The sequence below is a fragment of the Runella sp. R5_40 genome (genome assembly GCF_057652295.1).
Window position 1 is genome coordinate 527,647 of record NZ_JBYFCH010000002.1, and the last position, 22,440, is coordinate 550,086.

The 22,440-nt window shown below is 45.5% G+C and carries 20 protein-coding genes; 4 read left to right on the plus strand and 16 right to left on the minus strand.

Annotation, left to right across the window (positions count from 1 at the left end; genetic code table 11):
• The first annotated feature begins 15 nt into the window (after positions 1-15).
• On the plus strand, positions 16-2,289 hold the full coding sequence (locus AC23N5_RS06990) for a GH92 family glycosyl hydrolase (RefSeq protein WP_487754991.1): 2,274 nt from the start codon (positions 16-18) through the stop codon (positions 2,287-2,289).
• 156 nt (positions 2,290-2,445) lie between these two features.
• Here AC23N5_RS06990 and AC23N5_RS06995 read toward each other — a convergent pair whose 3' ends face one another.
• The 3 genes from AC23N5_RS06995 to AC23N5_RS07005 are packed head-to-tail and all read right to left on the minus strand — an operon-like array spanning position 2,446 to position 4,978.
• Complete coding sequence (locus AC23N5_RS06995) at positions 2,446-3,423, minus strand: bile acid:sodium symporter family protein (protein ID WP_487754992.1); 978 nt, start codon at positions 3,421-3,423, stop codon at positions 2,446-2,448.
• Between the two features lie 3 nt (positions 3,424-3,426).
• A complete protein-coding gene (gene pyrF / locus AC23N5_RS07000; RefSeq protein WP_183974432.1) occupies positions 3,427-4,326 on the minus strand; it encodes an orotidine-5'-phosphate decarboxylase in 900 nt (299 codons plus the stop codon).
• Between the two features lie 7 nt (positions 4,327-4,333).
• On the minus strand, positions 4,334-4,978 hold the full coding sequence (locus AC23N5_RS07005) for a histidine phosphatase family protein (protein WP_183974434.1): 645 nt from the start codon (positions 4,976-4,978) through the stop codon (positions 4,334-4,336).
• A gap of 80 nt (positions 4,979-5,058) precedes the next feature.
• On the opposite strand from AC23N5_RS07005, the gene AC23N5_RS07010 reads away from it, so the two are divergent.
• On the plus strand, positions 5,059-5,481 hold the full coding sequence (locus AC23N5_RS07010) for a hotdog fold thioesterase (protein WP_221225626.1): 423 nt from the start codon (positions 5,059-5,061) through the stop codon (positions 5,479-5,481).
• 58 nt (positions 5,482-5,539) lie between these two features.
• On the opposite strand, the gene AC23N5_RS07015 is transcribed toward AC23N5_RS07010, so the two are convergent.
• Both AC23N5_RS07015 and AC23N5_RS07020 read right to left on the minus strand, forming a co-directional pair.
• Positions 5,540-5,851: an isoamylase early set domain-containing protein gene (locus tag AC23N5_RS07015; RefSeq protein WP_487754993.1), complete on the minus strand. Its 312-nt coding sequence runs from the start codon at positions 5,849-5,851 to the stop codon at positions 5,540-5,542.
• Positions 5,852-6,071: 220 nt separating this feature from the next.
• On the minus strand, positions 6,072-6,473 hold the full coding sequence (locus AC23N5_RS07020; protein WP_183974436.1) for a group III truncated hemoglobin: 402 nt from the start codon (positions 6,471-6,473) through the stop codon (positions 6,072-6,074).
• Positions 6,474-6,716: 243 nt separating this feature from the next.
• On the opposite strand from AC23N5_RS07020, the gene AC23N5_RS07025 reads away from it, so the two are divergent.
• Positions 6,717-8,162 carry an APC family permease gene (locus AC23N5_RS07025; protein ID WP_487754994.1) on the plus strand — a complete coding sequence of 482 codons (1,446 nt, stop codon included), beginning with the start codon at positions 6,717-6,719 and terminating at the stop codon, positions 8,160-8,162.
• A 76-nt stretch (positions 8,163-8,238) separates the two neighbouring features.
• Here the strand turns inward: AC23N5_RS07025 and AC23N5_RS07030 are convergent, their stop codons facing one another.
• From AC23N5_RS07030 to AC23N5_RS07045, 4 genes are all read right to left on the minus strand, one after another.
• Positions 8,239-8,949: a porin family protein gene (locus tag AC23N5_RS07030; RefSeq protein WP_183974440.1), complete on the minus strand. Its 711-nt coding sequence runs from the start codon at positions 8,947-8,949 to the stop codon at positions 8,239-8,241.
• A 96-nt stretch (positions 8,950-9,045) separates the two neighbouring features.
• A complete protein-coding gene (locus AC23N5_RS07035) occupies positions 9,046-10,953 on the minus strand; it encodes an STN and carboxypeptidase regulatory-like domain-containing protein (RefSeq protein ID WP_487754995.1) in 1,908 nt (635 codons plus the stop codon).
• 36 nt (positions 10,954-10,989) lie between these two features.
• The gene (locus AC23N5_RS07040) at positions 10,990-11,994 is read right to left on the minus strand and encodes a FecR domain-containing protein (protein WP_487754996.1); all 1,005 of its coding nucleotides are present in this window, start codon (positions 11,992-11,994) and stop codon (positions 10,990-10,992) included.
• A 37-nt stretch (positions 11,995-12,031) separates the two neighbouring features.
• Positions 12,032-12,715, minus strand: coding sequence for an RNA polymerase sigma-70 factor (locus AC23N5_RS07045; RefSeq protein ID WP_487754997.1), 684 nt, complete (start codon positions 12,713-12,715; stop codon positions 12,032-12,034).
• A gap of 317 nt (positions 12,716-13,032) precedes the next feature.
• On the opposite strand from AC23N5_RS07045, the gene AC23N5_RS07050 reads away from it, so the two are divergent.
• On the plus strand, positions 13,033-13,272 hold the full coding sequence (locus AC23N5_RS07050) for a hypothetical protein (RefSeq protein WP_487754998.1): 240 nt from the start codon (positions 13,033-13,035) through the stop codon (positions 13,270-13,272).
• A 93-nt stretch (positions 13,273-13,365) separates the two neighbouring features.
• On the opposite strand, the gene AC23N5_RS07055 is transcribed toward AC23N5_RS07050, so the two are convergent.
• The 7 genes from AC23N5_RS07055 to AC23N5_RS07085 all read right to left on the minus strand — a co-directional run bounded on the left by AC23N5_RS07055 (position 13,366) and on the right by AC23N5_RS07085 (position 22,243).
• Positions 13,366-13,809, minus strand: coding sequence for a PIN domain-containing protein (locus AC23N5_RS07055; protein WP_487754999.1), 444 nt, complete (start codon positions 13,807-13,809; stop codon positions 13,366-13,368).
• Positions 13,806-14,009, minus strand: a complete 204-nt coding sequence (locus tag AC23N5_RS07060) for a hypothetical protein (RefSeq protein WP_487755000.1) — start codon at positions 14,007-14,009, stop codon at positions 13,806-13,808. The genes AC23N5_RS07055 and AC23N5_RS07060 overlap by 4 nt, the downstream gene beginning before the upstream one ends.
• A 150-nt stretch (positions 14,010-14,159) precedes the next feature.
• Entirely contained in the window at positions 14,160-16,529 is a 2,370-nt protein-coding gene (locus AC23N5_RS07065; RefSeq protein WP_487755001.1) for a hypothetical protein, read from the minus strand.
• Positions 16,530-16,545: 16 nt separating this feature from the next.
• Entirely contained in the window at positions 16,546-17,661 is a 1,116-nt protein-coding gene (locus AC23N5_RS07070; RefSeq protein WP_487755002.1) for a DUF4249 domain-containing protein, read from the minus strand.
• Positions 17,662-17,685: 24 nt separating this feature from the next.
• On the minus strand, positions 17,686-20,448 hold the full coding sequence (locus AC23N5_RS07075) for a TonB-dependent receptor (protein ID WP_487755003.1): 2,763 nt from the start codon (positions 20,446-20,448) through the stop codon (positions 17,686-17,688).
• Positions 20,445-21,173 carry a hypothetical protein gene (locus AC23N5_RS07080; RefSeq protein ID WP_487755004.1) on the minus strand — a complete coding sequence of 243 codons (729 nt, stop codon included), beginning with the start codon at positions 21,171-21,173 and terminating at the stop codon, positions 20,445-20,447. Before AC23N5_RS07080 ends, AC23N5_RS07075 begins: the two co-directional genes overlap by 4 nt.
• Before the next feature lie 137 nt (positions 21,174-21,310).
• A complete protein-coding gene (locus tag AC23N5_RS07085; RefSeq protein WP_487755005.1) occupies positions 21,311-22,243 on the minus strand; it encodes a DUF4249 domain-containing protein in 933 nt (310 codons plus the stop codon).
• Positions 22,244-22,440: the final 197 nt, after the last annotated feature.

A 22,440-nucleotide genomic window follows, 5' to 3' on the forward strand; every position in this document is an offset into this window, starting at 1 on the left:
ATTTACTCGTTATTCATGCAAACATTTTTCCGTACCACCCTCCTTCTCCTATTGGGGGCTACATTTTCGTACGCCCAAATCGACTACACTCAATGGGTTAACCCACTTATGGGTACCGACTCCCGCCACGAGCTTTCTACTGGAAATACCTATCCTGCTGTTGCATTGCCGTGGGGAATGAATTTTTGGTGCCCCCAAACGGGCAAAAACGGCGACGGCTGGATGTACATGTACACCGCCAATAAAATTCGGGGTTTTAAGCAAACCCACCAACCCAGCCCGTGGATCAACGACTACGGAATGTTTTCTATCATGCCCGTGACGGGAAAACTCAAATTTACCGAAGAAGCCCGCCAAAGCTGGTTTTCGCACAAAGCGGAAGTGGTAAAACCTCATTATTACAGCGTCTATCTGGCCGACCACGACACGCAGGTAGAAATCACGCCTACAGAACGCGCGTCGCAGTTTCGGTTGACGTTCCCCAAAACCGACAGCGCTTTTGTTGTTATTGATGCCTTTGCCAAGGGTTCGTACATCAAGATTATTCCTGAACAACAAAAAATCATTGGGTACAGCACCCAAAACAGCGGCGGTGTTCCTCCCAATTTTAAGAATTACTTTGAATTGCGTTTTGACAAACCGTTTACTTACTCAGCCACTTGGTCCGACAAAACGTTGTCAAAAAACACCCTCGAAATGAAAGCCGACCACGCAGGTGGAGTCATTGGGTTTAAAACCAAAAAAGGCGAAGTAGTGACGATCAAAGTTTCGTCGTCGTTTATTAGTGCCGAACAAGCCGCGCTCAACCTCACGCGCGAATTGGGCAACGATACCTTCGACGCCACCCTGCAAAAAGGACAGAAAATCTGGAACCAAGAACTCGGCCGCTTGGCCGTAGAAGGCGGCACCGACGCGCAAATCCGCACCTTTTACTCGTGCCTTTACCGCGCCTTGCTTTTCCCGCGTAAATTTTATGAGCTAAACGCCCAAAATCAGGTCGTCCACTACAGCCCTTACAACGGCCAAGTGTTGCCTGGCTACATGTTTACCGACAATGGATTTTGGGATACTTTCCGTTCGGCCATTCCGTTTTTCACCCTGATGTACCCCACGCTCAACGCCCAAATCATGGAAGGTTTGGTCAATGCCTACAAAGAAAGTGGCTTCTTACCCGAATGGGCCAGCCCAGGCCACCGCGACTGTATGATTGGTTCTAACTCAGCCTCGTTGATTGCCGATTCGTACATCAAAGGGATTCGCGGATACGACATCAATACCCTCTACGAAGCCGTTCTTAAAAACACCGACCACGCAGGTGCGGTAAGTTCCGTCGGACGCTTTGGTCACGAGTATTACAACGAACTTGGATACGTGCCTTACGACGTTAAAATCAACGAAAATGCCGCCCGTACGCTCGAATACGCCTACGCCGATTTTTGTATTTTACAATTGGCCAAATCGCTCAAGCGCCCCGAAAGCGAAATCGCCCTTTTTACCAAACGCAATCAGAACTTCCGCAATTTGTTTGACCCGCAAACCAAATTGATGCGCGGCAAAAACAAAGCAGGTGATTTCCAAAAACCGTTCAATCCGTTCAAATGGGGCGATGCTTTTACCGAAGGAAACAGCTGGCATTATACGTGGTCGGTTTTCCACGATGTGGACGGCTTGGCTTCTTTGATGGGTGGACGCGAAGCTTTTGCCCAAAAACTAGACAGCGTATTTATCTTGCCGCCCGTTTTCGACGAGTCGTACTATGGGTTTGTGATTCACGAAATCCGCGAAATGCAAATCATGAACATGGGTCAGTACGCCCACGGCAACCAACCGATTCAGCACATGCCGTATTTGTACAACTACGCAGGCCAACCGTGGAAATCGCAGTATTGGATTCGCCAAATCATGGATAAACTTTACCAACCTACCCCCGACGGCTACTGTGGCGACGAAGACAACGGCCAAACTTCGGCTTGGTACGTGTTCAGTGCGTTAGGTTTTTATCCTGTATGCCCAGGCACCACGCAATACGTAGTGGGAAGTCCACTTTTCAAACGCACCACGATGACGTTTGAAAACGGCAAAAAACTCACCATTAACGCCCCCGAAAACAGCGACAAAAACGTTTATGTGAAGCAGTTGGTCTTTAATGGCAAACCCCATACGCAGAACTTCGTGGAGCACCATGCCTTACAACAAGGCGGAAGTTTGAACTTTACGATGTCGCCCACACCTAATCAAAGCCGTGGCACAGAAGTGAGCAGTTTTCCGTATTCGTTTTCTAGGAAGTAGGGTAGAAAAATTTTATTATTAGCTTCGGAGAAGCATAACCTTTGTAGATCTACAAAGGTTATGCTTCTCCGAAGCTAATTTCAATGACTGGCTTTTTCTTTTAATGAGTTCAACCTGTAGTGGCTGCCATAATCATCTGTCATTTAGGCACTACAGTTATTTCCCTTCCCCCATCCGCTGCGCTATCATACTCCCAACCATGAGTTGCAAAGCGTGGTATATCATCAAAGGTAGCAAAGCCACTCCCAACAACTCGGGCGTTGGAAAAAGAACTTTTCCCATCACAGCACCTTGTACAAGCGATTTTTTAGAGCCACAAAACAAGACCGTGATTCGGTCGGGTCGGTTGAAGTTGAGGGCATAACTGATGAGGTTCATCACGCCAAACATGAATAAGAAAAACGTCAACATCCCCACTCCCAACTGAAAAAGCTCCGACGCGGACTGATTGCTAAACATATTGCCCGCAAACGATTCACAAAACGATGTATAGACAATCAGCAAAATGATGCTTTGGTCAAAAAGACGAAGGGCACTGTTGTAGCGTTCGGTCCATTTTCCTAGTTTTTTGTGGAGCAAATAACCCACAACCACGGGCAATAATACTTCCAAACACAACCGCAAAATCACGTGTGTTACGTCGAAATTAGCGTCTTGTTGCTCCAAAACCCTGCTCATCCAGAGAGGGGTAATAAAAATACCAATGATGCTCGAAATACTGGCGTTAAAAATCGCCGCAGGAAGGTTTCCACCCGCAATCGCTACCATCACCACCGACGAAGAAACCGTCGATGGCAATGCCGCCAAGTAAAACACCCCCGTCCAAAGCAGTGACGTGGTATCAATCGGCAACACCTTGCCTAATCCGATAATGACCAACGGAAAAAAAACGAACGTCGTCAGCTGTATCAGCAAGTGCAGTTTCCAGTTACTCAGCCCTTTTTTTAGCTTTTCGGGGCTTAGTTTTAGGCCGTAAAAAAAGAAAATCACCGATACTCCGTATTCGGCGATTTGTGGTAAATGCAAGGGGCTTTGTTCAAGCCCCAAACTAGGAAAAACGTAGGCCAGTCCAATCATTGCCAGCAGGCAAAAGAAAAAACCGTTGATGCCTACTTTGGCGAGTAACTGTATCATAGGTTAAATAATCCCAAACGCCTTCAGTTGCGCTTCCATTTCTTGCTGCATTCGCTGGGCTTCTTCGGCGGCTTTTTGCTCAAAATCCGTCCCCGATGAGGCATAAATAATGCTTCGTGCGGCATTGACGAGCAATCCGCAGTCTTTGTTCATGCCATACTTGCACACTTCTTCCATGCTTCCCCCTTGCGCACCTACGCCAGGAATCAACAAAAAGTGGTCAGGCGCAATTTTTCGCACTTGCTTGAGCATCGGGGCTTTAGTGGCACCAACTACGTACATGAGGCGATCGGCCCCTCCCCACTCTTGCGACACGCGCAGTACACGCTCAAACACGTACTCGTTCTGATTTTCTACGACAATTTGACTATTGGCCAACCCCAACTCATCGTCATCGTTGCGCGACAATTGGGGGTTGAGCAAGTGGGTTTGAAAATCGGCGCTTCCTTCGTTGGAGGTTAAGGCCAGCAAAATCACCCATTTGTCTTTAAACTCCAAGAAAGGCATGACCGAGTCACGGCCCATGTAAGGCGCAACCGTGATACTGTCAAAGGACATTCCCGATGAGTTTTTATCAAAAAAAGCTTGGGCGTACAGCGAAGACGTGTTTCCGATATCGCCGCGTTTGGCATCGGCAATCGTGAAGCAGTCTTTGGGAATGTAGGCCAACGTACGCTGCAAACTGTTCCATCCGCGCGGGCCAAGGGCTTCGTAAAACGCAATGTTGGGTTTATACGCCACGGCATACGGTGCGGTCGCGTCGATAAGGCGTTTGTTAAACTCAAAAATCGCATCTGGTTCTTTCAACAAATGCTTGGGTAGCTTTTTGAGGTCGGGGTCGAGTCCTACACACAAAAAAGACTTTTTTCGCTTTATCTGTTCAATCAGTTGGTTTCTGGTCATCGCTTGGTTAGGCTAATAAATGCGGAGGAACTTGCTCTAAATGAGCTATATCGTTGTGTTTTTGAATCGAAAATGAGCCCGTAGCGTAATCGTAATGCAGGAGATACAAGCCCAAGTTGGTATGCAAATATTCGTCCATTTCGTGCAAAGGGCGCTTAAAAATGGTCGCCAACAACACCCGCATGGCGCGACCGTGCATAGCGACAAGCACCGTTTTTTCTTCGGGGCGAGATAGAATCAAATCAATCACGGGCAATTGGCGACTTTGCACGTCCACGGGGCTTTCGCCCCCTTCGGCTTGCAGCTCTACTTCACCTTTTTGCCAACTCTCAATCAGCCAACGGTAGTAATCGTTGTCCATGCTATTAGGCGTACGCCCTTCTCTCACTCCCCAACTAATCTCGTTGAGTCCTTCGTAGGCTTCGTGGGGCAGTCCTTTTTCCAAAAAACCTTTGACGCTTTGCTTGGTGCGGATGAGGTTAGAGGTATAAATTTTATCAAACGTGACGTCTTGATAAGTTTGGTAAAACGCGTGGGCTTGGGCGTGGCCGAGTTCGTTGAGTTCAGCATCTATTCCGCTTCCCTGCACAACTCCTCGTCGGTTGTAGTCGGTTTCACCGTGGCGGATGAGGTAAATAACTTTAGAAGACATGTAAAATCTACGTAAAATCCGTTTAAAATCGAATGAAATCGCCTAGTTTTGACGACACGACAAAAATACCCCTTTTAGCTATGTTCAACAAACTTAATGCGCTCGAACGCATCAAACAGTTAGATAATAATACAATTGCAGGTCATTTGGGCATCGAATACGTAGAAGTAGGCGACGATTACGTCATTGCTCGAATGCCCGTTGACCACCGCACGCATCAGCCCTTTGGGATTCTTCACGGCGGGGCGTCGGTGGTATTGGCCGAAACCGTTGGCAGCATTGCCTCGTACCTTATCTTACCCGAATCAGCCCATCAGTATGCCGTTGGGCTCGACATCAATGCCAACCACATACGCGGCGTCAAAAGCGGCTGGGTGTATGGCAAAGCCACCCCAATTCACATCGGCCGTACCACCCACGTGTGGGAAATCCGCATCACGACCGAAGACGGCAAGCTCGTCTGCATCAGTCGCCTAACGATGGCCATTCTTTCAACTCCATAAACAACAAACCCCTCCAAACGTGACGCTTGGAGGGGTTTGTTCAAAATTGTAGTACCGATTAAAGAACCACTACTGAGTTCTCGTCGTAAGATACGCCCGTTGGAACGTACTTGTCGGCAGTTTCATCGTTGGTCCATGTAGTGCCATCGAGCAAATAACGGAAAGCATATTCTTTTCCAGTTTCCAACTCTACAATAGCCTTATATGAACCATCTTTTTGTTTCTTCAATTTTGTAGCGGCCTCGGTAGCCCAACCATTAAACTCTCCCAATAGAGCAACATCTTTTGCACCAGCGACTTCGTCAGCTGAAAGAGAGAACGTTACTTTACAAACAGGTTTGCTTTTCAATACTTGTTTTGCAATTGCCATAGCGTTATTTGGTTATTTAGTTCGCAGGGGCAAAGATATAAAATAAATCCAAATCAAGTCAATGATATACAGTCACTTACATTAACATATTGTTAATATAATACAATAAAATAGTTCATCATTACAAAAAACACCAAAAATAATTTACCAAAAACGAATAAACTATTTAGTATATCGGACACTATTCACACTCAACCTTACGACTTGGGGGTAAGTTGCTTCACGGGTTTTCGACGCGAACTTGCTCATTGACCTGCTGTACGCGGGTGTTCATAATGGTGGCAATGCTGTAAGCACGGTACTTGACATCGTCGGCTTTTTCTCCTTCAAAAAGCTCATCGACATTTTGAAAAAAAATCGCCAGCCATCGGTCAAAGTGCTCAGGCGTGAGGGTGTATTTGGTCGTCAGGCGGAAGTGTGGCGGCATAGGTCGGCCGTTGTAATTGAGTGTTCCGAAGAGAATCCCTTCCCAAAAATCATACATTTTGGGTAAATGCAATTCCCACGACACCTGTGCAACCTCATCGAAGATAGGGCCAAGCTCGGCATCTTCCCGTATTTTTTGGTAGAAACTATTCACTAACAGTTCTACATCTGCGCGGTTTTCGAGTTGTTTTCGCATAATTTTTCTAAACAAATGGGTCACAAAATAGGTGCCTGTGTCGCGAAACAGCTATGACAAAAATCAGGGTTCGCTACAAGTTTGGGGAGATAACTAGCTCACTATCATTCGTTTTAAAAATCAAAATATTTCGTTATCAAATAACTTTTCGTCTCATTTATTTGGTAACAACCCGATAACCGCGTATTTTTCAACCGTATTTGAATCACAAACCAAACCTAATTTTCTAAAAACCAAATTTATATGAGTAACTCTATTTGGCGTAAAAAGCCCCTATCAGCCTTTGAAGCTGATGTTAAAAACAACCAACTAAAACGTGTACTGGGGAGGTGGGAACTTACCTCACTTGGCATAGGGGCGGTTATTGGTGGGGGTATCTTTGTACTTACAGGTATTGCCGCTAACCAGTTTGCTGGACCTGCTTTGGCACTTTCTTTCGTGATTGCTGGCATTGGCTGTACGTTTGCGGCTCTTTGTTATGCCGAATTTGCCTCTATTTTGCCCGTTGAAGGCTCCGCTTATGCGTATTCCTATGGTACAGTAGGCGAATTTTTTGCGTGGTTTATTGGCTGGAACTTAATTCTGGAATACATGATGGGAGCCACTACCGTAGCCGTAAGTTGGTCGGGCTATCTAGAAAAATTCCTTCATCTTTTTAATGTTCATTTGCCCGTTTGGCTTGTCAATGATCCCGTCACAGCTGCTTCTAAAGGCTACGAAGGCGGATTCTCTTGTAACTTACCTGCTTTTTTGATTGCTTGGGTGGTAACTTCCGTCTTAGTAAAAGGTATTAAAGAAGCTTCAGGTGCCAACAACATCATTGTAGCTATCAAAACCACTGCCGTTATCTTTGTAATTGTAGTAGGGGCTTTTTACGTGGATCCTACCAATTGGACTCCCTTCATCCCTGAGCGTGTAATCGACGACGCTGGACAAGGTCACTATGGTTTACAAGGTGTAGTAACCGCTGCCAGTATTATTTTCTTTGCTTACATTGGTTTTGATGCCGTTTCCACTTCAGCTGGTGAGGCTAAAAACCCCACTAAAGACGTCCCATTTGCGATTATTGCTTCATTGGTTATTTGTACCATTCTTTATATCTTGGTTTCGTTGGTACTCACAGGAATGGTTAAATTTGACCAACTTGACTTGAAAGCACCTGTAGCACAAGCTTTTGCTGATAATGGCATTACATGGGCGGTATATATTATTACTATTGCAGCCTTAGCGGGTTTAACTTCGGTAATGCTCGTCATGATGTATTCTCAAACCCGTATCTTCTTGGGTATGGCTAAAGACGGCTTATTGCCTAAAAGCTTCTTTGCGGCCATACACCCTACTTTTAAAACCCCTTGGAAAAGTACTATCTTAGTAGGATTTGTAGTCTCTTGTGTAGCAGCATTTACTCCCATTGACAAAGTATCAGAATTGACCAGTTCAGGTACTCTTTTGGCCTTTGCAATGATTTGTGGGGCGGTTTGGTTGTTGCGCGTACGTGAACCAAACATCGAACGCCCTTACAAAGCTCCTGCTTTACCAGTCATTGCCACACTTGGTATTTTGACAAACCTATATTTGATGTATAACTTACGTTCTGATACAATCATCGCTTTCTTTGTTTGGGGAGCCTTAGGGGTAGTGATTTACTTTTTATATAGTCGTAAGACGAGTAATTTGAATCAAAAATAACTTCTGATAAGCGCATAAAAAAAGTGGATAAGGTTTGAACCTATCCACTTTTTTTATGCCTAATAAAACCGATTTTTTATCTTCCCAACGGAATTGAAAATCCTGCCAAGGCCGTAAAGCTTTGATTGTGAACAGGCACTTGTACTATCGGAGTATCATATACCCGCGTAAAACCACGTTGGTAACGACCTTCTACAAAAAGTTTGGCACCTCCCAAATCGAAGCTTAATCCTACGCCTCCTGCTCCGCCTACTTCAAAGCGGTTGAAACCACCCAAACCGATGCTCGTGCGGTTGGGCTGCGTGCGGAAAAGAATCAAATCGGCGCGGCTTACGATTTTACCGTCGGCAAGATAGCTAAACGTAGGCCCTGCTACCACGTAAGGTTTTACCCGATTGCCTGCATCTCCAAACTCGTACTGCAACAACAACGGCGCTTGAATGTACGTAAGGCGCTGCTTGAGCGACCCACCTAAAGGAAGATTCACACCTACCAAATCCAATAAATCGTTGGAAGAAATGCCTGCGCCGCTTTGGGTATAGGCAATTTCGGGACGGAACGACAAACCGCCTGAGATGGGCACTTGCAAAAATACCCCGCCATTTCCGCTCACGATGTAATTAAGATTCCCTGTAAAGTTTTCAACGAAACCACCGTTTCCTGTGGTTTTGGCCAATGATGCTCCGCCACGCGCCCCAATAGACACTTGCGCTTGGGTAGTCACGGCGAGGAACATCAATCCTACTATAAAAGCAACATTTGAACGAATAAAAGCGAAATTTTTCATGGCACTGAAGATGGTTTTGTCAACGATTATTTCTTGATTAACGACCTTTTGACGCTCCGTATTTTGGCAAGTAACGGCGCGCGTCGTTAATGATTGTTAACGATTACAAATCCGAATTCCCGCCTGAAAACCGAGCCAATTGGTCAGGTCAAGTCCCGTACGAAGTGTGGTCGCTGGAAGTGGCTGATACAGACGCGATAAGTCGGCCTTGATGTAACCAGGCTCCGCCGTGAGTGCCGTCCAGGTACCTGCCGCAAACAACGCCAGCTGTCGTGAGAGTTTTTTTTCCAATCCCAGACTCAGCCGATAAAACATTCCGTTTGAGGAATCAAATCGGTTCGTCGCTTCCATGATTTTGTTGGCGGTTAAATCCAGGTTGCCTGCCCAACCACGGCTAAAATACACCGAACTTCCGATGCCGTAGCCAAAAGTATAGAGGGGTTTGTCGGCCATGCCAAAGCTACCTCCTAGCGTCACGATGTTGTAAAAACCGCGTACGCCCGTTTTGAAAGTTAGGTTAGCATAGTTGAGTTCGTCGCTGCTGATTTCAAAACGACGGTAGCCATTGCGGCGAACGTAGCTAAAAAGTCCAATCGGAATCGCTCCCGAGGAGTCGGCATAGTTGAATAAGCCTAATTGGAGTCCTTTTTCGTGAATACCTGCATAGTTAAAGTACGGACTGATTTGTGCTCCTCTCAAGCGGCGAAGTGCGACGTTTCCAAAGCCGCTGAGTTGCATCCCGCGCGTGTTTCCAAGCACTACGTTGGCAAAACCACTGACTTGAGCCCCCTGTAAACTCCCCAGCGTCACGCTGGCAAAGCCCGCCGTTTGGAGGCCATTGCTAAAACTACGTCCCGTTAAGTTGGCAAAACCTGCCACCTGAATCCCACTGTGGTGACCGCCCGTCAGGTTGGCAAAACCCGAAAACTGCATCCCTTCCACATTTCTAAACGCAGCATTGCCAAAACCCGACACTTGTAAGCCATAAACGTTGCGCCCAACGAGGTTGACAAAACCTGAGAATTGTGCTCCGTGCACATCCCAACGCACCAAATTGGCCAGTCCACCAAACTCCAAGGCATTAACTCCCAGCGAATAACCCGCTATCACATTGAACGACAGTGCATTAATAACGTGCCCGCTCAACACGTGGTTGGTTCCAATAAAAGGCAAAAACGACACTTGAAAGGGGCGATAAAGCGTATCGTCCACGTTTTTGATGTGAACGGCTTGCTTGGCCGTGGTAAAAGCGTCCACAAACGTTTCTTGGACTTTGTCCATCCTCAACTCGCGTTTTTTGGCGGGGACATCGTTGGTATCCGCCGAAGCCACAAACACAGGCAGCGGTGCCACGGGGACTTTTACTTTGAAGGTATCTTTCCGCGCTACTGTCGTCGAGGGGAGCGTTTGCGGACGAATGGGCTCCGTTTTCCCATCTATCTTCGTGTGAATCAAGCCAATGTCCAACGAAAATTGATTATTGATGGGCATACTCGTTCCGAGGTATTTCTCTTTCCGCACTTCCAAGCGAGGGTTGGGCAGAGCCGCTGGCAATTTTAACCGATAATAGCCCATCGAATTAGACACGGCAGAAACCAGCGTTCGTTTTTCGTAAATACTCGCTTGGGCAATGCGTTCACCCGTTTCTTGGTCAAAAATATACCCGTTAATAAATACCTCTTTCGGAGGCTCGTTGGTGGGGGTAACTTTCTGAAGAATGACGTGGTTGCGGCGCTCTTTGTAGGTAGCTGTTCCTTTAAAAATCTCGTCGAGTACTTGGCGAACGGCCTTGCCCGAGGCGTTTAAGGATACGCGGCGATTGACGTCAAAATCGCTGGGATTGTACGAAAAACTAAACCCGTTTTTGTCCCCAATTAGTTTGAGCGTTTCTTCCAGTCGTTCGTTGGCAACGCGTACCGTAACGGGTTTATCTAATACCGATTTTTGGGCAAAACAGAAAAGAGTAACGAGACAAAACCCAATGGTTTGTAAGCAAATTTTCATGGCTGTTAGTTGGTAAACAGTTGATTGTGAAGTACATTATTCACATCCGCTTCCATCCAATAAGATGGAATTTCCGCGCCGAACAACCCGTAGGTTCAGGGTTTCGGCAATGACGGAAAGCGTGGTATCTAAACTTTCTTTTTCAAAACGCGCCGTCAACAGGCAGTTTTCTAACCGACGACTGCCGAGGCGAATATCGGCGTGGTAGCCTTCGCGCAGCGACGCAACGACGTCGCTCAAATTGGTTTTTTCAAACACAAACACCCGCGTTCGGTAGGCCATTTCGTTGAAATTCAACGCAGGTAGTTTGATGATGGTATCGGCTTCGGAAGTAGCGGCGGCTTCGTCTTTCACCAACACTACTTTCTGTTTTGGGGTCGAAAACTGCACTTTTCCGCTCGTGACCGCCACTCGAACGTGGTTATCGTACGCTTTTACGTTGAACGATGTCCCCAACACCCGTACTTCCGTACCGTTGGCATTGATGATAAAAGGCCGCGTTTCATCGCGTTTGACGTCAAAATATGCCTCTCCTTTCAGCGTGACCGTGCGCGTTTCTTCGTTAAAATCAGCGGCGGCAGTCAGGGCTGAATTTTCGTTTAAAAACACCTTTGTTCCGTCGGGCAGGGTTTGCTCTAACGTATTTTTTTGGGTCTTCACCACAGCGGTTTCGGCTTTTTCTATCGGGGTCATCCAACGATACCCCAGCCAGCCTAAACCGAGCACGACCAGCACACTTGCTGCTACGCGCCATGCGGCAAAAGAGGACTTTCGCAACGGCAACACTTTCGGCTCAACTTGCTCATTCTTAGCAGTTATTCGCTTATTTACCTTACTCCAAGCAGCCTCTACGTCCACCTCCATGGCAGGAGGGCGTACCTGCGTCGAAGCCTCCCACACCCGCTCAAAACGCGCCAATTCCTGCGCATGGTCGGTCGATTGGGCCAGCCATGCTTTTACCTGCGCTTGTTCGTCGGGGGTGGTAGTTCCCGCCACGTACCTCGCCAGTAAATCGTCCGAAATGGATTCGTTTGCACTCATGGGTAAATTTTTGTCATGCACTAAATTTTCGTAAACCTCAAAGGTTTTTGGTCAACCAATAGATAATCGCTACCACGGGCAGGAAGTCTGCCAATTCGGCGCGTAATATTTTGAGCGCTTTTCCAATCTGATTTTCAACGGTCTTAACCGACAAGCCTAATTGATCCGCAATTTCTTGGTAACGCAATTCTTCAAAACGACTTAACTTAAAAATCACCCGACATTGTTCGGGCAACTTCCCAATCGCCTTGGCAAGTTCGCTTTCGAGTTCGTTTTTATACACCGTCTGACTCACCGATTCGTACGCTTCTTCTTGCGAATAAAGCGTGTATTGCTGGTGTTCGTCGCGCACTTTTTGGTGTTTGATGCGGTTGAGGCAATGGTTATGCACCGCCCGATACAAATACGACTTGAGCGACTGTGTAATTTCCAATTCCGCCCGTTTTTCCCAAATACCCACAAACACGTTTTGAACAATCTCCTCCGCTTCTTCCTCATCACGCAAAATCGACCGCCCGTAGGTGCATAGCCCTCCGTAGTATTTCCGAAACACTTGTTCGAAAACCCGTTCGTCGCCTTCCCTGATGGCTATAAGTATTTGTGTGTCCGACAATTGCACGTAATAGGATTCCCTTCGTTTTGTCGCAAAAGTACGATTTTGCGGCCAACGTACCGTTTCTTTTTGTGACGAGTTGTCGAAAACGACGGATAAAGCACTCATTTGCTCCTATGACAACTCAGTGATTGTCTTCCCCCTATGAGTCGAAGAAATATTTTTAAAAGGAAGGTTTAGAAAGCTTAACAATAAGTGTAGAACTATGTATAATACAAGAATATTCTATAGAAGCTAAAATTAGTCTTACTACACCCGAAGATTTTTTAAATCCATAAAAACCGTGTCAAATCTATGAACATCCGTGTTCTATTATCGACGATTTTAGCACACTGATGACACAGATTGAACTGATTCACACGGATAAAATAAAAATCTTCGGGTTCAATAAAATTGGTCTTACATGTATAAAATAAGGTGGGATAATGCAACATACGTATCAATTAAATACCGAAAATCTCAATTTGAGCTTCATTGAGGTTGTCAAAGCAATGTTTGGTAAAAAGGAAGTTAAGATTGTTATTGAAGATATCCAATCGGAAGATGAGAAGGGAAAACTCTTTTATAGCCTGTTTGGAAGTTGGCAAGGTGAAGAAACTGGCGACGAGCTGGTAAAGCAAATTTATTCAGCACGTGTCAGTAGCTCCCGAGATATAGAATTATGAAAGATTTTTTGGATGCTCTACAAAAATAAAACCCGATAGCCTGAATAAAATTCAGGGTCTAACGGGAATAGTAAGGCTTGTTTAAGAGTACTTTTACCACATCCTCCCAAATAAACCGTAAAGCTCAGAGGTATCAATCACTTGTGTAAATCCCATTGAACGCAAGTGAGTAATAAGCTTTTTATCACCCGTCCAAAGCTTTGAATTGTGTTGTAGTGCTAATGCAACATAGCTTATGTCATAATTATCAACGCCTTCTGTTAGGCGGTTCGCTTCCTGCCAATACTTTTTTTCAATAAGCGTTTCATTATAAAGTTGAAGCCGATTTATGAGGGTTGAAAAATCATAAAACACTTCATTTACAGGCTTTTTCGAGTGTTTAACTATCTTAGCCTGATGCTTGAATAATTCAGCTAGGGCATAATGGCAAGTTATATTGCGAACATCCAAAGAAGGGTAAGCGAGAAGCTTGTTTATTAGATTGTTAGGGGAAATAAGCGCACTAAACAGGATGTTTGTATCAACAATAATAATCATGGTAGAAATCGAGACTTATTTTCTTTCCACCAATTAGTTTCTACCTGCCGAGCAAGAGTAGTGGCTTGTTCTTCCGTTCCTTGGTTTTTACTCGATGATTCCATAAAGCGGAAATAATCAAGCAACCGCTGTACTTCCTGAATGTCGAAGCTATCAGGTAAACGGATTAAAATCTCATTGTTTTGACGTTCTACTACCATAACACAACCTTTTTTCAAATATATCACAAATAACAGCGTAAATCAATCAAATGTTCTTTTCTCGATTTTACTTTCTAATACCTCACCACTTCTTACTGATTATCAGATAATTAATCTCACAAATGGGCAAGTGTAACTGCAAAACATATTTTACAAAGACGATTTTTTGACCTCAAACGTAAACGTTTTGCTACCTGCAACGCCTTTGTCGGTCAGGCCCTGTACCACAACTCGGTACGTACCTACTTGGTCTGAAGTATAAAAGTTGAGGGTTTGTTTGTTGCTAGTTGTCATTACCTGCGGATTCCAGTACAGGTGGTTACGAAAATCGGGAACACGACTTTTAAGCTGCTCGGCCGCATCGTAACGCGGTGCATAAAACTCCCGCTTTCCCTGTACACCTTCGTACGAAAGCACCAACGCGCGTGGGTCAATAGGGAAACCCGCCAAATCGCCTTTGTAAGTAGAATAACTCACAATGCCAGGAAACGATACTGGTCCAAGGTAATAAAGGCCGTCAATCACCTGTAACGTTTTAATTTTGAGCGGATCAAACGTCAGCACTTTGTCGGTATCAAACATCGGAACGCCGTCCACCATCACAAGCGGTTCTTCCTCAAACGGGACATTTGATTGCAGTTTGTCATACACTCGATAAATAAACTTCCCTTGTCGGCGGCGAACAGCCACTCCTGGTACATACTCCCGCATAACCTCTTCCAGCGTAGGAAAGCGCGTGTAGGCATCCAATTGGTATCTTTCATCAGGTTTTCCAAAAAAGGCCAACGTATCAGCCTCGGTAGTCATCATTTGTTGGGCCGATTTGGGCAAAAACGAATTACGGGTTTGCATGTTGATACTGCGGGTTAGCAAATCGTTTTTCCAAGAAGCATCAAAATGGAATTTAGGCAACACATACGAAGATGTTTTGTCGGAGTACGGGCTATTGATTTCGATGCGATAGGTGCTGTCTTTGCGGGTATTGGTCTGAACAATGACCTCTTTTGCCCCCAAAAAGTGTTTCAATTCAAACAAAATACGCCCCAAAGAATCGCTCGTCGAAACAAACAATTGAGGACGTTTGCTTGGAGCGGCCAAATACGTATCAATGTCAGGAACAGCCGCGCCCGTTTTGGCATCCACCACTTTTCCCGTAATAAAATGCCCCGTCATTTCGGGAGGAAAGGCAAACTTTGGTTTGGTCTGCCTAACGTCATCCCAAGTAAAACGTCGCCAACCGTGGGTCAGCATCAGGTTATCCAACGCCACCTCATCATCGTTTTGAAAATAATAATGGGGTGCCTCCACATTGCCTTTGAGGTCGGAGCTCAACCCTAAATAGCTGTCGATAAACACAGGCGAAGGTGCGGGCAGCGAATCCACCAAAAATACCGATACCGACAAATCGGCGGCAGCCGCGGCAGCGCCTATCTGCGTTCCAAGGTCTAGTTCTACTTTTTCGCGAACGTTGTACTGGCTTTTGCCCGCTTGGACCGAAACCGTCAACGACTCTTTTGAACGCTTAAAGTACAAGCGTTCACAAACTGGCGTTTGATTGTTATCAAAAATTGTCAAAGTCGAAGTGCCATCACCAAGCACGTTTTTGTTGAGGCTAAAACGCGCCTGACCGTTCTGGAAAGTAGCCTGAGCGGCATGTTTAGCGATTCCTTTGGTATGTGCCAGCAAAGATACGGCACCTTCTTTGCCTTGGGCTCGAACAATGACATCAAGCGTATTGGCCGTTGACTCGCTCACTTGCATGGCATAGCCTTGCGCCAACACATCAGGAAATTTATAAACGAACCATTGTTTTTGAGCATCTTGCAACAAAACACGGTACGACTGCCCTGTTTGGGGAGCAAATCCAAAAGTGCCCATGCCAAATTTATGCGGCTCAAAACGAGCGACGGTATCGTTTTGTTGATTGACAACCCGTCCCCGAAATGCGATTCCTTTTCCATCTTCGCCCACAGCCCTAAACGCCACTTTACTTTCGAGTCCTTGCACCAAATGACCACCTTCGGGAAACAACTGCAAATCGTAAGGCGTTGTTGTTTTTTCCGTGGTGGGGGCAGCGGCTGGTTTGCTAAACGGATTTGCGATGGTGATGGGGCTTTGGAAATAAAATTCCGAGCTAAAATTTTTCATCCATTGCGTATAGCCACGCACTAGGTAGTTGCCGCTGGCCAAAAACGGGGGAATAAACACCGAACCCACGCCTTTGCCACCGTCGAGGGTGATTTTGGTTTGTAATACAGGATTTTGGTCTTTGTCCAACACCTCCAAATAAGCCACTTTGCTCATGTCCAATGGCGTATGCAAGGCCGCATCGACACAATGCGCCTTAAACCAAATCATTTCACCTACCAAATACAACGGTCGGTCGAGGTGAATGAAGAGTTTTTCTTGCGGTACTTGCTGACGGTAATTGGTCAGTTGCTGCGTCGGGTTTTGGGCCACTCCTGCGGCTACCCCAAGCAAAAAAGTAGAATATAGCGTTAGTAGAAAACGGAATTTCATAGCATAAGGAGGGTTATTACCAAAAACTAGGACGAACGAGCGTACCACCTTGGGTTCGACAATCGGCACATTCGGAAGTACCAACAATATAATCAGGAAAGCGGGCACCTTCGGGGTAGTATTGACTCACAATAATATCTGTCCATTTGAGGGCATCAGCAGCGCTCAGGGTATCCGACGGTGGACAGAAAACGGGGAAGCCGAGCGTCACAGGGACAAAGAAGCGTTTTTCTTGGGGCGAAACGGCACTAAAATGCCCAAACACCAATTCCTGAGGATTGCTCGTATTTTTGATATTTCCTGTCACTTGCGACGGTTGTGGGTCAAAAAGGCTTCCTGTTTTTTCGGTCGTCTTTGAAAGTGAATTCCAGTACGCAAACCCGTCTTCTGTCAACCCGATTTGTTTTACCAAAATGCTATACCTCACTCGGAGTTTGTTGGAAGCAGCGGTGATGGTTGTCACAGGAAAATCACTGATAACGTCCTGCGATAGTTTGGCGGTTGATGCCAACAAAATCGTCGAAGGACGAGCCGTTTGCCAACAAACATTGATCAGCGAAGTACGATCTACAATGGCTTTATTCTTGATTTCATAGACCGATATCAAAGGAGCGTGATACTCCCAAGTTTCTTCAAAACGCCAACGGTAATAGCGGGTTTTATTGAGGGGGTCGTGGGTATTGACCAACACCTGAACTGAGCTCCTATCAGAAGCAACTTTATAGGTTATGCTATCAATCGGGGGCGTTTGTTTCACCTCTACATACTCCGATAGGTACTCTTTGTTGGCAGTGGTTTTGATACGAATCCGAAACTGCTCTGAAGGATTAACTTTTTGGGCTGGAAGCCGATACAACCCCTTCCCGATTTCGGTAAAAGTATAAGTAGTTCCTTTATTCCCCTCCACAGTCACCCGTGCTCTTAGCTCCGTTCCAAAAGTATTTTTATTAGAAACTACTTGGGTATAAGTTAGCATAATGCTACTGCTGTCGATTCCGTTGGTGTTTAGAAAACCATCTATAACCAAAAAGCGGCCAGGCGTTGAGACCTCAGGAGGTGAGAAAGGCACCACGCACCCCTCAAGCACCCAAAGCCCCGCCATTATAACGATAAACAAAAGTATTTTTTTCATGTAATTAGTGTGAAAATGAAGAGGTTAGAACCTAAAGTTGTACGTAACGGTAGGAATAGGTCGCCCAAAAATCGACAGCATATAACCCTGAATGATGCCATTTTGCGAACGGAAATACACCGACGAAGGATTCTTCCGACCAAGCAAGTTGTACACCGCAAATGTCCACGAACTATGCGCTAACTTTTTGACTTTGTGGTTCCCTTCTACATTCATCGAAAAATCCACCCGATAATAATCAGGGATTCGGTATTGGTTTCGTTCGGCATAATAAATACGCTGCACTCCTTCCAATATGTATTTTCCAATAGGCGGCGTGTAAGGTCGTCCGCTGCTGTAGGTAAAATTGAACGACAAACTAAAACGGTGCGAAAACTTGTAGTTGCTGACAAGCGTAAAATCGTGGGGCTTATCGTAGTTACTTGGATAATAGTCTCCATTGTTAGGTGCTTCTGGCGACGTACGGTCGTCGGCCCGCAGTAGGGTACGGGCGTAGGTGTAGCTCACCCAGCCGTTCAGTTTTCCCGTCAATTTTTTGGCCATCAACTCCACTCCATACGCTTTCCCCGTTGTCGAAATGACCGCCGCTTCGATGTGGTGGTTCATAATCAACGAGTCTCCGCCTTTGTAATCCAAGAAATGTTGGATGGTTTTGTAGTATGCTTCAACCGACAACTCTAGCTTATTGCCACGAAGATTTCGATAAACACCTACCGCCCACTGACTGCCCAACTGCGGCTTAATGTAGGGATCGCTGAGTTTCCAAATATCGGTTGGTGACATGACCATTGTATTGCTCAACAAGTGAATATACTGGCGAGTCGTGTTATAACTTGCTTTAACCGACGTATTATCTGTTAGCCGATAGCGACCCGAAATGCGGTATTCGGGTCCTTGATAGCTACGAATATTTTTGCCTTTTCCGTATTCGGTAGTGCCATCTAGGTAGATTTTTTCAATGGGAAACCCTGCCGTATAATTATTGATTGTCTTAGGGCCCAAAAACGAATAGGTAGAAAAACGCAGACCCGCACTCAACGAAAGTCGCGAGTTAACGTCATAACGATCTTCAATGTAAATGGCACTTTCTACCCCTTGTTCTTGTTCTAAAACATCAGGAAGAATGAGTGATTTTTCTCCCGCAGGCGTGATAGTACCAGGCGAAAGTTTGTACAAAATGCTACTTACCCCAAAATCAAGCGTGTGTTTTGGGTGGAGAAAATACGTAAAGTCAAGCTTGGCATTGCTTTGCTGAATGTCGAAGGTAAGGTCAAACGCATTGATAGGAACGCGCGAGGTGCCCACCGAATAATTATACTTGCTAAATGCACCCGTAAAAGTGCCGTACAGCTTGGAGTTGAAGGTATGTTTCCATTTAAACGACCCTACTTGATTTCGGTAAGCGTAGGCGGTATCACCAAAGAGTTTAAATTTATCATTGCTGAAATAGCCCGAAAGCGTCAAGCTGTTTTTTTGGTTGACTTCGTGGCTCAATTGGAGGTTTACGTCATAAAAATTGGCGGTACTTTTGTTGAAAGCATTGTTATCCAAACGTCTAAAAAGCCAATTAGAATAAGTCGAACGACCACCCACCAAAAACGACGTTTTGTCTTTGATAATAGGCCCTTCGACGGACAAGCGCCCCGTCAAAAGCCCAATTCCCCCTGAACCGACAAACTTTTTCTTGTTGCCATCTCGGCCATTGATTTCGAGTACCGACGACAAACGCCCACCATATCGCGCAGGAATCGTGCTTTTGTAAAGCTCAATTTCTTTGATGGCATCGGGGTTAAAAGCGGAGAAAAATCCAAATAAGTGCGACGGGTTATAAATCACTGCATCGTTGAGCAAAATCAAGTTTTGGTCGGTAGATCCTCCCCGTACGTTGAGCCCAACGCTACTTTCACTGGCCGACTTCACCCCTGGAAGCGTCAATACAGCCCGAAGCAAATCCGTTTCGCCAAACGCCGTAGGGACTTGTTTCATGGTTTTGATGCTCAGTTTCATTTGCCCCATTTGTGTCCCTGCAATGTTGACATCTTTTCCTGCTACGACCGATACTTCCTTCAAAGCTGTTACGCTCTCTTGGGTTTGAATGTCCAGTTTTCCATCTCCATAAAGTACAATACGGCGGTAGGTGTCACGCATCCCAACGCTCTTGATTTTGAGGGTATGTTTGCCATTCGGAATCTTGAGCGCAAAGAAGCCAAGGGCATCGGTCGTAACTCCAATCGACGGCGACTCAATATAGACGGCTGCACCGATGACGGGCTCTCCCGTGACGGCGTTTCGTACATAACCCGAAATAGCCGACTTGCCTTCCATAATACGCTGACGTTGAGGACCAATGTTATACGTCTTACTTTCCGCAGTCGATAGCAGTTTGTCCGACTCGTCGGTGGTAGGAGCCACGTATTGATTCTGATCAGCAGGAGTGTCGTCACCTTCAAAGAGGTTGGAAGGAAGCGCCGTGATGATGGCTTGATCGGAGGTAACAAAAACACGTTGCTGCTCGTCCATAGAAAACTTAAAATCGGTGCCATTGAACACCTGCAACAACGCACTCGTCAGCGACTGATTTTGAGCTTTAATGGTAATTTTTAGGCTATCAATTAGCCCTTTTTCGTAGTAAAAAAAGCAGCCTGTTTGGCTTTCCGCCTCTTTCACAAACTGCTCAAAAGTACCTTCGGTGAGCGTAATACTGATTCGTTTTTCGGTTTTGTTTTGCGCCCATGTCGCACTACCAAAGACACTAAGCAAGAAGAAAATAAGTAGCTGTTTTTTCATGGGTGGACAAGTTGGTCATAGTGTTTAGCAATTGTAATGAGGGCTTCTTCGCGGTTTTTGCGGAACTTAATACGCTTTTCGCGGAGGTGTTTTTTGAGTTCTTTTTTATGTTCTCCAAACAAGGCCAGTGCCGATTTTTTTGACGTAATAAGATGGTATTCGCCTTCTTTTTGAATGTAAAAAAAGGTTTTGGGCAAAAAATAGACATTCACTCTGTTGCTCTCAATTTGCTCTTGCCGTTGCTTCGTCCAGCGAGCCAACACCTTGGTTTTGCCATCGTACAAAAAGTCATAAAAACCCGTTGGTACGGTCGTCCCAAGCGCTTTATTCTGCTCGATTCGCACAAAGTGGTGATCAATATATGAAAACCGACTGACCCGTTCGCTCTGTAGCTGAATCAAGCCTGAGCGCCCTTGGTAATAAATAACCACCAAATCTTTGACGATGTCATACATGATTGGGATATTTTCAAAATGCTGCCCATCGTAGTCAAAGCTTCCTGGCCGCCAATCTTCTACCTGAAAAAACTGGTGATCTTTTGAACGACTATCGTAAATATGGTACCGCTGACCATTGTAGAGGTGCTGCGAAAGCTCCGTTGCATTTTGATAAAGAGTCTCTGTAATAGGCTTTTGCGGAGAAGTATCGGCGACTTTGGCAGTTTGCCCCAGTACTGTAAGCGCTAATTGAGAAACCAAGAAAAACGAAAGGAAAAGTTTGCTCATGTAGTGTGAATAAAAGAAGTGCACAATAATACCGAATTTAAAAGACGATTTTATGGGATAATTACTGTAAAGCAAACACCCACAATATCAGCTACTTTTACGCAGCCGCTTGTGTGGGTGTTGCAACTTCTCAATACTTATTTCTTTATGACAACGGAACTACGATTATACGCCGCAAAACACCCCAAACCATTTTTGATGTTGGAAGGAATCAGCGACGGCTCGGCAAAGGGGTTGTCACGGTCAAAATTCTGAATGGCTTGATGGTAATCGTAGTACGTTTTTTCGCAATGAATGAGCGATACTTCCACAAAATGAAGGGTAAAAGGCGAATTAGTGTTTATCGAAGAATAATAATTAAAAAACCGACCCGAACCAGAGGTAATCTGTGCACCATCTACGTCTTGGTCGTCGATAAACTCACGGGAACGATTATTGTCTCGAAAACTTAGGTTGCTAAAATTGGGATTATCGATAAACTTACCTTGACTTGTTTGGGTGCGCTGGGTTAGATAGACATAGCCCGCTACGCGATAGTAGTTTTTTTGTCCTACAAGGTCTTTCCAAACCAACGTATATAAGTAATCTTTTGGAGGAGTAATAGCAGGGTTGGAAGTGCTACGCTCTACCGAATCTTGCAGTACTTGCTGAATAGCCACCGCCCGAGGGACGGTACACGAAGACTCCGCCACTTGGTCGTCTCGTTCCACCTTCAGCGCGTAGGTTTGCCCTTCTAAAATTGGAAATTCACTGGGTTTAATGGTATAGGCATTTAATTCGCTGTTAAACGAAAGTTTCGCGCTCTTTCCTTGGGTCGAAAGGGTGACACTGGCATTGGCCAAAGGAATCGGAAGCCCGTTACCAGTAAGATAAGGGTCGTTTCCGACAACTTGGGTACTGTAATAAACTTTTATGGCAATCAGTGTATCTTGGGGTGACAAGTACCCGTGTACCACCAATTTTCTGTCAGTACGCGGCAAACGGTCGGGGTCCACGTCATTCACAAGGGTTTCGCACGAATAGAAACCAAGCGCAAAAAGGATGAGTCCGAAAATATGTATATGTTTCATGTTTTTTGTTGTTACGAGGTCAGACGATAGTCAGACCTCAAATGATATACAACCTGATTTTTGTCGTCTCGAATTTTTACGGTCTGACTGTCGTCTGACCTGAGTTTAGTTATTAAGAGCTCAGACGATAGTCAGACCTCAAATGATATACAACCTGATTTTTGTCGTCTCGAATTTTTACGGTCTGACTGTCGTCT

Coding starts and splice junctions, on each gene's coding strand:
- AC23N5_RS06990 (WP_487754991.1), top strand. CDS start 16: ATGCAAACATTTTTCCGTACCACCCTCCTTCTCCTATTGGGGGCTACA.
- AC23N5_RS06995 (WP_487754992.1), bottom strand. CDS start 3,423: ATGATACAGTTACTCGCCAAAGTAGGCATCAACGGTTTTTTCTTTTGC.
- pyrF (WP_183974432.1), bottom strand. CDS start 4,326: ATGACCAGAAACCAACTGATTGAACAGATAAAGCGAAAAAAGTCTTTT.
- AC23N5_RS07005 (WP_183974434.1), bottom strand. CDS start 4,978: ATGTCTTCTAAAGTTATTTACCTCATCCGCCACGGTGAAACCGACTAC.
- AC23N5_RS07010 (WP_221225626.1), top strand. CDS start 5,059: ATGTTCAACAAACTTAATGCGCTCGAACGCATCAAACAGTTAGATAAT.
- AC23N5_RS07015 (WP_487754993.1), bottom strand. CDS start 5,851: ATGGCAATTGCAAAACAAGTATTGAAAAGCAAACCTGTTTGTAAAGTA.
- AC23N5_RS07020 (WP_183974436.1), bottom strand. CDS start 6,473: ATGCGAAAACAACTCGAAAACCGCGCAGATGTAGAACTGTTAGTGAAT.
- AC23N5_RS07025 (WP_487754994.1), top strand. CDS start 6,717: ATGAGTAACTCTATTTGGCGTAAAAAGCCCCTATCAGCCTTTGAAGCT.
- AC23N5_RS07030 (WP_183974440.1), bottom strand. CDS start 8,949: ATGAAAAATTTCGCTTTTATTCGTTCAAATGTTGCTTTTATAGTAGGA.
- AC23N5_RS07035 (WP_487754995.1), bottom strand. CDS start 10,953: ATGAAAATTTGCTTACAAACCATTGGGTTTTGTCTCGTTACTCTTTTC.
- AC23N5_RS07040 (WP_487754996.1), bottom strand. CDS start 11,994: ATGAGTGCAAACGAATCCATTTCGGACGATTTACTGGCGAGGTACGTG.
- AC23N5_RS07045 (WP_487754997.1), bottom strand. CDS start 12,715: ATGAGTGCTTTATCCGTCGTTTTCGACAACTCGTCACAAAAAGAAACG.
- AC23N5_RS07050 (WP_487754998.1), top strand. CDS start 13,033: ATGCAACATACGTATCAATTAAATACCGAAAATCTCAATTTGAGCTTC.
- AC23N5_RS07055 (WP_487754999.1), bottom strand. CDS start 13,809: ATGATTATTATTGTTGATACAAACATCCTGTTTAGTGCGCTTATTTCC.
- AC23N5_RS07060 (WP_487755000.1), bottom strand. CDS start 14,009: ATGGTAGTAGAACGTCAAAACAATGAGATTTTAATCCGTTTACCTGAT.
- AC23N5_RS07065 (WP_487755001.1), bottom strand. CDS start 16,529: ATGAAATTCCGTTTTCTACTAACGCTATATTCTACTTTTTTGCTTGGG.
- AC23N5_RS07070 (WP_487755002.1), bottom strand. CDS start 17,661: ATGAAAAAAATACTTTTGTTTATCGTTATAATGGCGGGGCTTTGGGTG.
- AC23N5_RS07075 (WP_487755003.1), bottom strand. CDS start 20,448: ATGAAAAAACAGCTACTTATTTTCTTCTTGCTTAGTGTCTTTGGTAGT.
- AC23N5_RS07080 (WP_487755004.1), bottom strand. CDS start 21,173: ATGAGCAAACTTTTCCTTTCGTTTTTCTTGGTTTCTCAATTAGCGCTT.
- AC23N5_RS07085 (WP_487755005.1), bottom strand. CDS start 22,243: ATGAAACATATACATATTTTCGGACTCATCCTTTTTGCGCTTGGTTTC.